Raw genomic sequence first — 15300 nt, 5'->3', positions numbered from 1 at the left:
ATCTTCAGAGTATCTTCTAGATTATAGGGGATTCTGTTTTATAACTAATCCGATTTATTTCCTAACAGATTTTCCAAATTAATTTGAATTTTTAGTAGTTGACTTTAAAACCACTTTCAATTATTCTAAAAGGGAATATAATATGTAACCGGTTACATAAGAGTATATAATAATTTGGCATCATACTCTAACAACATCTGTTGATTCAGAATTGTTAGGAACAGCCTTTTATAGCCAATTGTGTAACCGGTTCCACATTATTGTGATTCTGGTTAGCTTTTATAATATCATTCTCCTAATATGATGAATGCCAAGGGGGGAGCAATCATTCTTCGATTCAATTAGAATATGAAAAAATAACTTTTTAGGGGGAAAAGTGATGAGAAAATCTTTTATAGCCATATTAAGTCTTATTATGGTTTTGGGTTTACTGGCGGCTTGTACAAACAAAGAAGAAGCAGGTCAGGGAGATAAAAAAGATAAAGGGGGAGCCACAACAATCCGTGTTGTAATGAAGGATGATAACAGCTCTAACCCTGTATCAGAAAAATATTATGATGCGATTGAAAAAGGGCTCCTTGAAGATGAAAATATTAAAGTAAATTTTGAATTAGTCGACCTCCCGCAAGGCAACTATGCTGAGAAGTTAAACTTACTGCTCAATAGCGGCGATATTCCTGACATGATTTATTTCCAAGGCGGAGATCAAGCCATGGCTGATCAAGGTTTATTAGAGGATTTAAGACCTTACATCAAGGAATCAAAATATCTTAAGGATATCGTTCAGCCATTTAACGAAAAAAGACTTGAAAATTATCCTTATCTGCTATGGATTAAACCACTTGCTCCTAAAGTTCCTGTCATTAGAGGAGACTGGTTTAACAAAATGGAAACTTCTAAAGCACTAAAGGAAAATCCAACTGTGGACAATTACTATGCATTTTTCAAAGAATTAGTTGAAAAACAGCCAGGCGGCGATAAACCTAAATATGCCATTACAGTTGCCGGTGACATAGCAGAAATCGACTATATGTTTGATATGGCTTTTGGGATCGATAAGACTTGGCTGCAAAAAGAAGATGGATCTTATGAATACGCAAGAGTTTCAAAGCAGCAAAAAGAAAAGCTTGAATTCTATAATAAGTTATACAAAGAAGGTCTTTTGGATCCCCAATACTTAACAAAGCAATGGGATACGAAAGAAAAAGCATTCTTTGATGGAGATGCTGCGATCATCCCAGGTACAGCAGGTAAGGTAATCGATATTTATGAAGGCAAAATGGTTCAAGTAAGCGGAGAAGAAGCTTCACTAGTCATGCTGCCGCCTGCGAAGGGCGAGTATCAAGGATTTGGTGCTACGGATGTTACAAAAGAATCAAGAGGTATTGCAATCTCTGCTAATTCTGAGAATAAGGATCTTGTGTTTAAGATTCTGGATTATATGGCAAGCCCTGAAGGACAAATGATCGACCGATTCGGATTCGAAGGCGATCATTATAACGTAGTGGATGGAAAACTTCAGCTTACTGATAAATATTACAGTGAATGGTTTGCTAGATTCTGGGAGCCAGCTGATTATACTCCGGCCACTCCAGTAGATGATACGACACCATTATTAAGTGAATCTGCGGAAAAATCACTTCAATCAGCAGAAGAGTTTTATGCAGAAGACAATAGCTTCATAATCCCGGAAGAATATGTAGCTAACTGGGATGCTATGCAAAACCTGTATATGGAATTTACAACGGACATCATTACTGGCAAGCGTCCAATCTCTGATTTCGAAAAATTCGTTAAAGAGTGGAACGAAGCAGGCGGAGAACAGATTACAGAACTTGCAAATAAAAATTTAAGATAATACTAAAAAAATAGTGGAGACTCCGTTCTCCACTATTTTTTTAGAAAACTTTAGCATAGGGGGACCTCATTTGGATTTCGAACAATGGTATAAGCGAGTATATGGCTGTTTAATAGGATTATCAGTGGGTGACGCGTTGGGAGCTCCAACGGAAGGCTTGGCTTTGGAAGAGATACGGGAAAAATATGGATGGATCAATGACTTTGTCAATGATGATCCAGTTGGAACAGATGATACCGAATACACCATGCTGACAGCTAAAATTATCTTAAAATATGGAAACAAATTAAACTATGAGGATATGACAAGAGAATGGACTAACTATCTTGTTTCCCAGGAAGGCGGCTTTAAAGGCGGCGGCTTTAGTGAAGTTGAGGCTATCTTTAATCTGCGAAAAGGGCTTGCTACTCCTGCCACGGGTGTCGATAATCACCAAATGTGGAGTGACGGGGTGGCCATGAGAATTTCTCCGATTGGCATCTATTGTGCAGGCGATCCGGAGGAAGCGGCCAGGCTGGCTGAGATTGAAGCTAGAGTAAGCCACGACCGGGATGGAGTATATTGCGGTCAAGCTGTGGCCGCAAGTGTTGCTTACGCCATGACGGGAAACGATTGGCAAAAGGTAATTGAAACAGGAATGTACCACATACCTAAGGATTCCTGGACATATCGGAAAATCGGCGAGGCTGTAGAAATTGGCACAAAGTATACGAATGTTCAAGATGCTATGGAGGAGCTCTACAATAAGATCTCTATTTTCTACTATCCTTGGGCCGATATGGGACCGGAAGCTATTCCGCTCGCTTATGGTGTGTTTGCTGCAGCAAAGGGTGAGTATATTCCTGCTGTCCTGGGCGGAGTCAATATTGGAAGAGATTCTGATACGATTGCGGCTATGAATGGTGCAATGGCAGGAGCATTACATGGTGCCGATGCTGTGCCAAAGGATTGGCAGGACCGGATTAATATTATTCGCGGACGTTGTGTTTTGGCCATGAAAGGGATAGATGTCCGTGATATTGCCAGAGATTTAACAAACGTAATAATAGGAGGAAAAGAGTAATGTCTTATGATAAAATTTACGGTTCTCTTCTCGGGATGGCAATGGGTGATTCGGCAGGCTTTGCTGCGATGTATCATAGATCGCTCGTACTCCCTCCTAAGCGGAGAAATCGTTTATGGAGCTTTAGCCAAATTACGGACCGGCATCGGATTAATAAAATTTCATTGCCCTTCACACATGCCTTGAGCGAGGAAATTTTAGATTTCTGCGGAACAGATGATACAGAATTTGCAATCATCGCGGCCCAAATGATTTTGGATTGCGGGAATGAAATTACGGAAGAAAAATTACTTCATGGCTGGATGAAATATATAGTAGAACCTGAGCAGGAAATTTGGAGCGGAGTAAGTGAGAGAGCTTCTATTGAAAACATCAAAAAAGGAATCCTTCCACCGGCATCTGGCAATGACAATCCACATCACTATGATGATGGCTCAGTTTCACGTGCGGTTCCAATCGGTCTTATATATAAAAACCAGCCTGAAAAAGCTGCAAGTACAGCACAAAAAATGGCTTCTATCACAAATGCTGAAGATGGCGTCTATGCAGCCCAGGCAATGGCTGCCAGTATAGCTGTTGCCCTATCAGGTGCTTCTCCGCAGGAAATAGTGGAAGAAGGATTAAAGTACGTACCGGAAAATACCTGGATTTGGAGAAAAATGGAGATTGCCCTAAATGTACTGGAAGAAACCAATGGGGACGGATTTGCAGCCATACCGCTATGGCAAAAACGAGTAGTCAATGCGGTCTATAACTATGCCAATATTGCTCCTGAAACACTTGCAGTAGCCTATGCTATTTTCCTAAGTACAGAAGGAAATCTGCAAAAAGGAATTCAGCTGGCATCATTACTGCCGAAACAGTCCGATAGTATGCCTGCAATGGTAGGTGCTCTATCTGGAGCCTCGCAGGGTGCAAATGCGGTCCCGGAAACGTGGAAAGAAGCATTAGATAAAATTAAAGGAATTTGTATTCCCAGTTTACAAGGGACATCACTAAAAGATGTTGCTGCCAAATTGGCCATCTATGAAAATGCTTAAAGTCTAATATAATAATGTTTTTATAGGATGCACGGTTCACCTTAAGAAAAGAGGAGTATGTGATCGTGCCTTCTTACTATTGAGATAATTGCAATATAAAACTGTACACATTGAGCTAATAATTGGTTGACAGGGACTGGCGTTAAACGGTACCATAAGGATATACAATGTGTAACCGGTTACATGTCCTTTGGGTTTTATAACCATATTTTTTTGAGAAAATGTGTAACCGGTTACATATTAAGCGTTTTATCAATAAGAAAACAGACAAATAAAGAAGAGGTTATTAATATGACTAGCAGTGATGTACGTATTGTTTCACCGTGCGGGATATTAGGATATGGATTTCCGGAAGAGTCATTTAACAGAGCCTTTGAGAATGACCAAAAGGTTCATGGAATTGTAGTGGATGCCGGGTCGACTGATGCAGGTCCGCATAAGCTCGGTGCGGGTGTTGCGATTGTAAGCCGCCGGGCAACCAAAAAGGATTTGGATATCATCATTAAAAATGGTGTTCCCCGGGACATTCCCATTGTGATTGGGTCTGCTGGCGGAGCCGGTGCCAAGCCGCATATGGAGTGGACGCTGGATATTATTAAAGAAATCCTGGATGAACGCTGCTTAACAGCTAAAATTGCCATGATTTGGGCCGACTTTACACAGGAAGAAATCATAAAAGCTAACCATGAGGGCAGAATTAACCCTCTAACGCCAAACATTCCAGCTCTTACAGATGAAGCCATTCAAGAAACAAACAACATTGTTGCTCAGATGGGACATGAGCCCATTTTGGAAGCTCTCAAAAACGGGGCAGACATTATAGTCTGTGGCAGAGCATATGATCCATCGCCATTTGCGGCAGTTGGAATTTACTGCGGCAAAGACCCTGGTCTCGCTTACCATCTGGGAAAAATATTAGAATGCGGGGCACTATGTGCTGAACCAGGTACAACAAAGGATTGTATTGTTGGAACATTAAAGGAAGATTCCTTCACCGTTCAATCGTTGAATCCAATGCGTAAATGTTCGCCGATTAGTGTGAGTGCCCATACTTTTTACGAAAAAGAGCATCCATACCTTTTACATGGACCGGGCATCATCCTTGACCTTAGTCAATGTGAGTTTACCCAAGTGAGTGACGGGGTTGTCGAGGTTAAGAATAGTAAACTGCAAAAAAATGATCATTATTACATCAAGCTGGAAGGTGCACGAAAGGTTGCATATAGAACCTTTGTCATCGCAGGTGTCCGTGACCCGATTTTAGTAGGGAATATCGAAGAAATTGAGGAGCTTGTGATGGAGCAGGTAAGGGATTATTACGAGGACATCCCGGAAGAGGATTATGCTATCAACTTCTATAATTATGGAAAAAATGGAGTGCTCGGTTCAAAAGAATGCGCACCATTCCAGGGACATGAGATTGGTGTCATGTTTGAAGTGGTTGCCAAAACACAGGAACTTGCAAACAGTATTTGCTCGAGTGTAAGATCGACATTTCTTCATTACGGATATGAGAATCGGAAATCAACAGCTGGAAATTTAGCCTTTCCATTTGCACCAAGTGATGTAGAGTTTGGACCTGTGTATGAGTTTTCTCTCTATCACCTAATGGAAATCACTGAAAATCCATTTGTTATTGAGTATTTGTAAGGGGATGAAAACATGGCCGCTTTATTTGAACTAGCTAAAGTATTACGAAGTAAAAACGCAGGACCATTTGAGCTGACATTCGATATTTTATTTGATTCCAAGGAAGTTTATGAGCGGGTAAAGAATTCGGGGAAAATCAATAACCAAACCATTTGTGATTTGTATAACCTCACTGCAGACCAGATTGACCATCTCGTTTTCTATGACCAGGCACTTGGAATTAAGATTACGATTTTAAGAGATATCTCCTCTGGAACAGTTGGAGACCGGGATGTATATGGGGCACAGCAGCATGCACCGTTAATGAATATACTGATTGATTAGGATGATGAACATGCAGAGAATAGCCGTTGTTGGAAGTATCAATATGGATTATTTTATTGAAAGCGAGGTACTGCCTAAATTAGGAGAAACCGTCCTGGGTGAGAATTTCTTTTTATCCATTGGCGGCAAGGGGGCCAATCAAGCTGTGGCAGCTGCCCGTCTTGGCGGTGATGTGTCCTTATTCGGATCGGTTGGTGATGATGAGAATAGTGATCTGATTATCAAAAAGCTGGAAAAGGAGAATATCAATCTTGTAAATCTCCAATCTGTAAAAGGATTGCCAACAGGAGCAGCGTTTATTGAGCTTTGTCAAAGTGAAAATCGCATCATTGTGGTACCTGGAGCAAATACACATACCAACGTTGACTATGTAAAAAAAACTGCAGCAGAGCTTCTGAACTACGATGTGATTGTATTTCAGCTAGAGACACCGTTAGACATGATTGAGTATCTGGTTCCGCTCCTTTATGAACAAGGAAAAACAATTATTATCAACCCGGCGCCGGCACAAACACTCAGTCAAGAGCTGATTAACAAGGTGACCTATATCACACCGAATGAACACGAGTACAAATTAGTGTTTAACACGAATGATTCAATGGAAGAGCTGCTTGAAAAGCATCCAAATAAATTAATTATTACGTGCGGTACAGGGGGGGTTCGTTTCTTTGATGGAACAGAGATCAAATTAGTTCCTTCCATTAAGGTAATTCCGGTTGATACAACTGGAGCTGGAGATACCTTTTCAGGAGCTTTCGCTGTGGCCATTGCAGAAGGGAACTGTCTTGAAGACAGCATACGTTTTGGCAACACAGCCGCTGGTTTATCGGTCACTAAAAAGGGTGCTCAAACGGGAATGCCCAATCGAAATGATGTGACTCAATTTGTAAAGGAAAAGGAGTATAAAGATGAAAAAGGGCATACTGAAGCAAATTAAATCAAGCTGGGTCCTCTATCTTATGCTTTTTCCAGCCCTCCTTTATTTTTCGATCTTCCACGTCGTTCCATTAATCGGAATGAAGCTGGCATTTCAGGATTACCGGATTATTGGTGATAATGTTTGGGTCGGATGGAAGCATTTTAAGGTTCTATTTAGCTCCCCAGCCTTTCTGGATGTGTTAAAAAACACCATAATTATTAGTGTGATGAAGATTGTATTCTTTTTTCCAATTCCGATTATTTTATCATTATTGATCAATGAAGTAAGAGTCGGGAAGTTTAGAAAATATATACAGTCAATTGTTTACCTTCCTCACTTTTTATCATGGGTCGTTATTGCAGGAATCTGGATCGCATTGCTGAATCCGGAAGATGGCGGAGTCAACGTGATTCGCAGCTTTTTCAATATGCCATCACTTGATTTCATGACAAGTAAGGACCATATCCGCTGGGTATTGGTGTTCCAGGAAATATGGCGCAGTGCGGGATGGGATTCCATTATTTACTTGGCAGCCATTCTAAAAATAAGTCCTTCTCTCTATGAAGCAGCAAAAATTGACGGGGCATCTAAAATACAGCAAATGAGATACATCACGCTGCCGTCTTTAACTTCAACAATCATGACAGTCTTTATTCTAAATCTGGGATTCTTCATGAATGCAGGTTTTGACCAGGTCTTTAATATGATGAACACTTCTGTCATCAGCGTAATCGACATTTTAGACACTTATGTATATCGAATCGGTCTCTTAAACGGCCAATATGCTTATGCAACGGCAGCGAGCCTTTTCAAAGGTGTAATTGGGGTTATCTTAATTTTGAGTACACACTTTATCTCAAAACGATTTACCGGTAAAGGTGTTTGGTAGGAGGTGGGACGAAGATGAATAAATTTAAAAAATTGAGTGTTTCAACCATTATTATTTACAGCATTTTGTTTTTAATTTCATTAACAGTGCTAGTTCCGCTTCTTCACTTACTAGCAATGTCGCTATCAGATCCTCTCAAGGTCCATAAGCTAAGCGGCCTGGGAATAATACCTGAAGGATTTTCACTCATTAACTACAAAATTCTATTATCAAACCCGCTAATTATAAAAAGTATTTTCAATACCTTATTAATAACCATTGTGGGTACAGCTGTGAATCTATTGCTTACATCAATGACAGCCTATGTGCTGGCAAGAACAAAATTTCCGGGCCGGAATTTTGTCATGATTTTCTTAATTGTCATCATGGTATTCGAACCAGGATTAATTCCTGAATACTTACTGGTGAAAAACCTGGGATTGCTGGATACATATGCGTCCCTAATCCTGTATAAGACCATCAATATCTTTTACTTGTTTATCATGATGAGATTTTTTGAAGATGTTCCTGAAAGTATTTTGGAAGCAGCCCGTATGGATGGGGCTGGGCACTTTCGTATCTTCACAAAAATCATGCTGCCTTTATCCAAGCCAGCTTTGGCAACAATGGGTCTGTTTTATGGAGTTTATCACTGGAACGAATACTTCCGGGCGACAATCTACTTAACGGACACTGGCAAATGGCCTCTGCAGCTTGTTCTTCGGCAATTTGTAGTAGAACGTGATAATACATCTCTGTTAGGAGCGCAAAACTTCCTATCCTATGACCAAATAGCAACCCTTGATTTTGCCTCCCTGCAAGCAGGAACGATAATCATCTCGGTTGTACCTTTACTTCTGATTTATCCATTGATTCTAAAGTACTATGCGAAGGGTGCTTTTGAGGGTGGAGTCAAAGACTGATTTTTACGCTCTATGTGGAATAGATTAAAAAATACACAAAAGCGAAGTGTGTAGAAAAAAGGGAGTTCTTCATATGGTTACTTTTAAAGAACGAGTTAGAGGTGTTGTTATATCCACTGCATTGGGGGATGCAATGGGAGCACCTGTTGAAAAATTAAGTTATGAAGAGATTAAAAAAATCTATAAGAGGGTCGAGACACTCCGTACCAAATGGTACAAGGAGGATTATCCAGCTGATATGAATTTAGGCAGGAAAAGAGGCAACGGTACAGTTACAGACGATACCCTTATGACTGTTGCCCTCATCAATGTCTATAACAAAGAAAAAAGACATTTAGATGCTTATGACATGGGGAACGAGTTTGTGAAGGAAATAGCTTTCAGAAAAACGTATATCCCTGAGTTTGGCAAAGAGGCGCTCATTATTGACCGTCTATTCTATCCGGAAAAATATATTTTCATGCGCCATGTATTAGCCAATTGTGAGCCGCGTGAAGGCGGAATTGGCAATATGATTAACTGCGGGGCTGCGATGTATATTGCACCTGTTGGAATTGTCAATGCCGGAAATCCGAAGGCTGCCTATGATGAAGCAATTTTGTTTGCAATGGGACATCAAAGCAGCTACGGCCTGGAAGCGGCAGGGGTGCTGGCAGCTTGTGTGGCAAAAGCGTTTGAAGAAAATGTGACAGTTGATGAAATTGTTGAAACAGCCCTCTATTTTGCTAAGGATGGAACAAAGAATGCGATTCGTGATCTAACCGAAGCTGCTAAGAAATTACGTTCTGAAAAGGCGGACATGGATACAGTCATTGCTGCATTCCAAAGTGTGATTGAAAAGTATTCGCCAATGAAAGACGATGTTCACCGTAAAATTGAGAAGGTTGGTGTTCCTTCAAATCATTATACGCCAAGCAGGCTTTTCTCTATTGAAGAGCTGCCGATGGCGCTGGCGTTTATGGTGTTAAACGATGGGGATTATTACGGATCCATATTAGATGGCATCAACTCTGGCCGTGATACAGATTCCATCGGGGTAATGGCCGGTGTTATTTTAGGTGCCATGTACGGAGACAGTGTTATTCGTTCTGAGGACGTTGAGCTTTTACAGGAAACGAACAAAATGAATTTAATCCAGGCAGCTGACCATTTTTCAGAAACTGCCAGGCTGATTATTGAACAAGATCTGCAGCTTAATGAAAAAAGAAAAAGCATTCTTTAAAAGACTTTGGGGACCGGGAGTTGAGTAAATTGTTGCCTGAAAACTATTTAGAAAGGGTGTATGCCGGTTTCTTAGGAATGAATGTTGGAATCCGGCTCGGTGCACCACTGGAGCCAAATGAATGGTCATATGAAAAAATACAGGAAATTCATGGTGATATAAGGGGATATGTGAAGGATTATAAAACCTTTTCTGCAGATGATGATGCAAATGGTCCGGTTTATTTTATCCGGGCATTAATGGATGACGCACGCGGGCGGGAGCTGGCACCCCAGGATGTTGCAAGAGCGTGGTTAAACTATTCGCGTGAAGGAATCGGCATGTTTTGGTGGGGTGGAGATCAGATCAGCACAGAGCATACCGCGTATCTGAATTTGAAAAAAGGCATCCCTGCACCACAGTCTGGTTCGGCTGAAGTCAATGGCGTCATTATGGCTGAGCAGATTGGCGGGCAGATTTTTATCGACACATGGGGATTGCTGTTCCCAAATAATATTCAAAAGGCAGCCGATTATGCAGAGATAGCGGCAAGTGTGTCTCATGATAAAAATGGGCTATATGGGGCTCGTTTTATGGCAGCGTGTATTTCCAAAGCCTTTTCAGCTAAAAGTATTGATGATATTATCGAAGCAGGATTGTCCGTGATTCCAAAAGATTCCACGTATTATGCTGTCGTGAAAGCTGTGATTGATTTTTATCAGAAGCACCCTGAGGAAGAGGATTTCCGAAAGTGCCGTCAGTATTTAGAAAAAGAGTGGGGTTATGATAAGTATACTGGAGTATGCCATATCATCCCGAATGCCGGAGTATGTGCCCTGGCCCTCATGTATGGAAAGGGAGATTTGGCTCGAACTGTTGAAATTGCTACCATGTGCAGCTGGGATACGGATTGTAATGCAGGAAATGTCGGAACCATCGCAGGAGTTTTCGCCGGGCTTGATGGAATTCCAGGACATTATAGGAAGCCGATCAACGATATGATCGCAACATCGAGCGTGTCTGGCTACTTGAATGTGCTGGATATACCAACCTTCTGTAAGGAGCTTGCCGTTCTTGGCTATCAAGTGAATAGGCTGGATGTTCCTCAGCGATTAGTGGAGAGCATTCGAAATGGCGAAGTTTACTTGGATTTTACCTTGCAGGGATCAACTCATGGCTTTAAGACGAATAATGCTTTTAAGACGCTTTTACATCCTTGCAGTGATGTGGGGATTGAGGAAGCCCGAGGGTCATTGTCCGTTCTTTTTGACAGATTTATAGAAGGCGATAACAGTAAAATATTTTACAAGCCATTTTATCGCCGTGAAGAGTTCAACGATGAAAAATATAAGCCGACTTTTGCACCTACTGCATACAGCGGTCAAAAGGTTACGGCAAAGGTGTTTATGGATAAATGGCAGGGAGGGGTGGATGTTTATTTGACTCCTTACGTCCGCAATAGTTTTACAAAGGAAGACTTGAAGCTGGACACCGTCATATTAAGCCATCAGCAGTGGCTTGATATTGAATTTGTGATACCAGAAACTGATGGTGCATTGATTGACGAGGTTGGCTTTATTGTCGAGAGTCCATCACCTGCAGATAACCGTTCATTTGGAAGGTTTTACATCGGCGAGTTTCGAATCTTTGGGAATGCAGATTACTCCATCGATTTTACCAAACAAGCCTTGGAATTCAAATGTGTAACACCTTTTGCTCACCACCGTGGTGAATGGACACTGGAAAATGGTTTTATGAATGCTGCTGCAGTTGAGGAAGATACTTCTTCCTTTACAGGGAACTATTATGGCCGTGACCTTGAACTGGAAATAAGCCTTCAGCCTGTTTCCGGCAAAAGCCATGGGGCAATTCTTAGAGCAATTGGAACAGAACGTTATTATTGGGCAGGATTTGATGGCAGCAATCAGGTTTCATTAATAGAGAATAACTTTGGTTTTAAGCGTTTAAAGACAGTTTCATATGAATGGAATCATGAAGCTATATATAATTTTAAAGCTGTCAGCAAGGGAGCTGCTGTTCAGTTAGAAATCAATGGCGAGCCAGTCCTGGATTTCGATGGTCTGGAAAATGAATATGGAATGATTGGCTTAGGCCTGCTTGAAAAAGGGGAAACAAAGGTCCAGCGTTTCCATGTGAAAGAAACGAACAAATAGTTTAAAAACAGAAAAATCCTTTCAAAGGAGAATTTTCGTGAGAGAGAAACAAATAACCATTCGAGATGTTGCAAAGGAGGCAGGCGTATCCGTAGCGACAGTGTCCAGGTATTTAAACAATAATGGATATATCAGTCAAAAATCGGAGCTAAAGATACGAGAAGTGATGGAGCGTCTAAATTATCATCCAAATGAAATCGCGAGAGGATTAGCGAAAAAGAAAACCCGGACGATTGCCCTGATTATCCCTGATATTACAAACCCCTTTTTTCCGGAGCTTGTCGTGGCAATTGAAGAAGTGGCGAAATCAAAGGGATATAGCATCATCTTAGTAAATACACAAGTCGGGGATATGGACGATAATCATTTTTGGACGCAGCTTCAAAACCGGTATGTCGATGGTTTTATTCTGGCATCGTTTGAAATGAGCGAAAAGGTCATAAAGGCTATTGAAAAATTAAAAATACCTTTTGTAAGAATTGACCGGGCAGCTGAAAATAACACCTTTGACTCGATAGGATTAGATAACTATAAAGGTGCCAAGCTGGCTGTAGATCACTTAATTGAGGTAGGCTGCAAGAAGATTGCCCATATCAGCGGGCCGAAGTCGTTCCCTCCATCGTCTGAACGGAAACGGGGATATGTGGAGACTGTCACTGATAGGGCCGTGAGGGATGGAATGGCATCGCCAGAGGATGCGGTTATCGTTTACGAGGGAGACTTTACATTAGAAAGCGGCAAGATGCTAACTCAAATCCTTATGAATCAGCATAAGGATGTCGATGGGATATTCCTGGGCAATGATTTAATGGCGATCGGCTGTCTCAAAGCTCTTAAGCTAATGGGCTACCAGGTTCCAAAGGAAGTCGCTATAATCGGCTTTGACGGAATCAAGCTAACCGAAATGGTAGAACCGGAAATTAGTACAGTAGAACAGCCAATTTATGACATCGGGGTCGTATCCACTAACAAACTTATTCGTAAAATTGAGGGATTAGAGAACGATAAATCGCTCCTTGATGAAACCTCGCTGGATATTCGTCTTGTAACAAGACAATCCACACTTGGGTTTGGGAAATATAGGTGAATCGGCAGGATTGGATTAAATTGAAAAAAGGTGGAATAATCAGCTTTTCTTATCTCTTCCTTTCTTTATCAGTTTTTTAAGTCTTTAAATATTTATTAATTCTAATACAATTATGCTTATTACCTAGCTGACTAACCAGCTAGGTTTTTTAATTGATTCATGATTTGAAATCATTATATTAATAAGAAAAAATACCTAGATAAATTTGATTTTTTGCCGATAAACAATCTGTGTAAAGTGTTAAACAAATAAAAAGGAGAGCCAGCATGATGAACAAACTGAGAAACATTAAGATCGGGTGGAAGTACGGAGGCGCACTTCTGATTGTTTTTATCCTATTCGGTATTGCAGCAGCAATCGTTTTAGGTTTAGTTAAGGATATTGGCGATAATGTAAGTGCATTGGAGAAGCGTGGAGACCGGGCTGTTCAGATTACAGAAATGGGGTCGCTTACCCGGGCGAAAGCCATCAGGGTATTTGAATACTTATACAAGCCAGAAACAAAGTTCATGGATGAATTTCAGGATCGAAGAGAACAATTTAATGAACTGGAAGCTCAGATAAGAGAAAATATGGATACGGAAGAGAAGCTGGTTATATTTGATAAAATAGTGGCTCAAGATCAAAAGTTAAATGATATCTTTTTTAGAAAACTTGTTCCTGCAATGGATAAAGGAGATAAGGAAGCGAGCGAGCTGTTTGCAGGCGAGGCGAGCGAAATCCAGCTTGAAACCGTCAAATTGTTAGACGAGCTGCTGGTTATTGTGAATGAAGAGCGGGCACAGGCGGTAAAAGGCACAAAGGAAAGCCAATTCCGCACTTTTAATACTCTCATTATTTCTATGCTTGCCGCGGTTATACTCGGGGCATTGATCACATTCTTAATCAGCCGAATGGTATCGCGCAGTATGAATGAAGTTGTGAGTATAACAAATCGCATCGCAAATGGAGAATTGGATGTTCCGGAGATCCAATACAGAGGAAAAGATGAAATTGGGCATCTGGCAGGGGCTGTAAATGCCATGAGCCATAATTTGCGAATGACGATTCAGCAGGTTTACGAGGTATCGCAGACAGTGAGCAGCCAGAGTGAGGAACTCTCACAGTCAGCTGAGGAAGTGAAGGCAGGATCCCAGCAGGTTGCCTCTACCATGCAGGAGCTTGCATCCGGATCAGAAGCACAGGCAACACATGCTTCTAATCTCTCATCTTTTATGGAGACATTCTCAGATAATATGCAGGAAGTCAGTTCAAGTGGAGAAGCTGTGTTTGAATCTTCAAGGAAGGTCATAGGTATGACCGAAAAAGGCAGTCAGCTAATGTCGGCTTCGATTCAGCAAATGAGTATTGTTGACCGGATTGTCCAAGATGGTGTGGAGAAAATGAAAGGCCTGGATGCGCAATCACAGGAAATTTCAAAACTTGTATCAGTCATTAAGGATATTGCGGGCCAGACTAATCTATTGGCACTGAACGCAGCAATTGAAGCAGCACGTGCAGGCGAACAGGGCCGCGGCTTTGCGGTTGTTGCAGATGAAGTAAGGAAGCTTGCGGAAGAAGTAACTGTATCAGTAGAAGATATAACTGGCATTGTTTCAAGCATACAGACTGAATCCGCCAATGTCGCAGATTCATTGCAGGGCGGTTATAAGGAGGTTGAGAAAGGCACAAGCCAAATTAAAACAACCGGTGAAACATTTACTGAAATCAGCACTGCAATACATGAAATGGCGGGCAGCATTCAATCAATCACAGAAAAAATGGAAACCATGGCCGGAAAAAGCCAGCAAATGGGTGCAGCCATTGAGGAAATTGCTTCTGTTTCAGAAGAAGCAGCTGCCGGGATTGAACAAACATCTGCTTCATCCCAGCAGACAAGCAGCAGTATGGAGGAAGTATCCCGAAGTTCTGAGGAACTTTCGCAAATGGCAGAAGAGCTTAATGGGCTGGTTGGGAAATTTAAATTGTAGCAGGGGACCGTCGATGTTTTTCATCGCGGTTTTTTAGGCTATATGGTGGTTTTGCAGCTAGCATAGGTGATTCTGCAAATAGAATAAGCAGCTTTGCAAATAGATTCGATTTCTTGCAAATAGGCCAGCAGCAGCTGAAAAGGCGGTATTTTGTTGGATTTATATAGTAAACATTACCAATTTATAGTTTAATAGAACTAAAAAATAAAGAGCGGAGAGAGAA

At 41.2% G+C, this 15300-nt stretch carries 12 protein-coding genes; all 12 read left to right on the top strand.

Features of this window, described 5'->3' with window-relative positions:
• Nucleotides 1–379 precede the first annotated feature (379 nt).
• The 12 genes from ACXAD1_RS22140 (at nt 380) to ACXAD1_RS22085 (ending at nt 15077) form a co-directional block, all read left to right on the top strand.
• Nucleotides 380–1858 carry an extracellular solute-binding protein gene (locus ACXAD1_RS22140; RefSeq protein ID WP_370224609.1) on the top strand — a complete coding sequence of 493 codons (1479 nt, stop codon included), beginning with the start codon at nt 380–382 and terminating at the stop codon, nt 1856–1858.
• 70 nt (nt 1859–1928) lie between these two features.
• Nucleotides 1929–2921, top strand: a complete 993-nt coding sequence (locus ACXAD1_RS22135) for an ADP-ribosylglycohydrolase family protein (RefSeq protein WP_206839998.1) — start codon at nt 1929–1931, stop codon at nt 2919–2921.
• A complete protein-coding gene (locus ACXAD1_RS22130; RefSeq protein ID WP_206840000.1) occupies nt 2921–3961 on the top strand; it encodes an ADP-ribosylglycohydrolase family protein in 1041 nt (346 codons plus the stop codon). The genes ACXAD1_RS22135 and ACXAD1_RS22130 overlap by 1 nt, the downstream gene beginning before the upstream one ends.
• A 291-nt stretch (nt 3962–4252) precedes the next feature.
• Nucleotides 4253–5611 carry an acyclic terpene utilization AtuA family protein gene (locus ACXAD1_RS22125; protein ID WP_206840002.1) on the top strand — a complete coding sequence of 453 codons (1359 nt, stop codon included), beginning with the start codon at nt 4253–4255 and terminating at the stop codon, nt 5609–5611.
• Between the two features lie 12 nt (nt 5612–5623).
• Nucleotides 5624–5935 carry a DUF4387 domain-containing protein gene (locus ACXAD1_RS22120; RefSeq protein WP_206840004.1) on the top strand — a complete coding sequence of 104 codons (312 nt, stop codon included), beginning with the start codon at nt 5624–5626 and terminating at the stop codon, nt 5933–5935.
• A gap of 10 nt (nt 5936–5945) precedes the next feature.
• Nucleotides 5946–6872, top strand: coding sequence for a ribokinase (rbsK, locus tag ACXAD1_RS22115; protein WP_474911007.1), 927 nt, complete (start codon nt 5946–5948; stop codon nt 6870–6872).
• Nucleotides 6844–7743: an ABC transporter permease gene (locus ACXAD1_RS22110; protein WP_474911006.1), complete on the top strand. Its 900-nt coding sequence runs from the start codon at nt 6844–6846 to the stop codon at nt 7741–7743. The genes rbsK and ACXAD1_RS22110 overlap by 29 nt, the downstream gene beginning before the upstream one ends.
• Before the next feature lie 14 nt (nt 7744–7757).
• Entirely contained in the window at nt 7758–8645 is an 888-nt protein-coding gene (locus ACXAD1_RS22105; RefSeq protein WP_474911005.1) for a carbohydrate ABC transporter permease, read from the top strand.
• Nucleotides 8646–8718: 73 nt separating this feature from the next.
• Complete coding sequence (locus ACXAD1_RS22100) at nt 8719–9867, top strand: ADP-ribosylglycohydrolase family protein (protein ID WP_370224603.1); 1149 nt, start codon at nt 8719–8721, stop codon at nt 9865–9867.
• Between the two features lie 29 nt (nt 9868–9896).
• Nucleotides 9897–12020: an ADP-ribosylglycohydrolase family protein gene (locus ACXAD1_RS22095; RefSeq protein WP_474911340.1), complete on the top strand. Its 2124-nt coding sequence runs from the start codon at nt 9897–9899 to the stop codon at nt 12018–12020.
• A 37-nt stretch (nt 12021–12057) separates the two neighbouring features.
• Entirely contained in the window at nt 12058–13107 is a 1050-nt protein-coding gene (locus ACXAD1_RS22090) for a LacI family DNA-binding transcriptional regulator (RefSeq protein WP_474911004.1), read from the top strand.
• A 266-nt stretch (nt 13108–13373) separates the two neighbouring features.
• Entirely contained in the window at nt 13374–15077 is a 1704-nt protein-coding gene (locus ACXAD1_RS22085; protein WP_474911003.1) for a methyl-accepting chemotaxis protein, read from the top strand.
• Nucleotides 15078–15300 lie beyond the last annotated feature (223 nt).

The organism is Cytobacillus sp. ABV4_503 (genome assembly GCF_056158445.1).
Note: the sequence above shows the minus strand (reverse complement) of the source record. Positions and strands in the feature narration are given on the sequence as shown.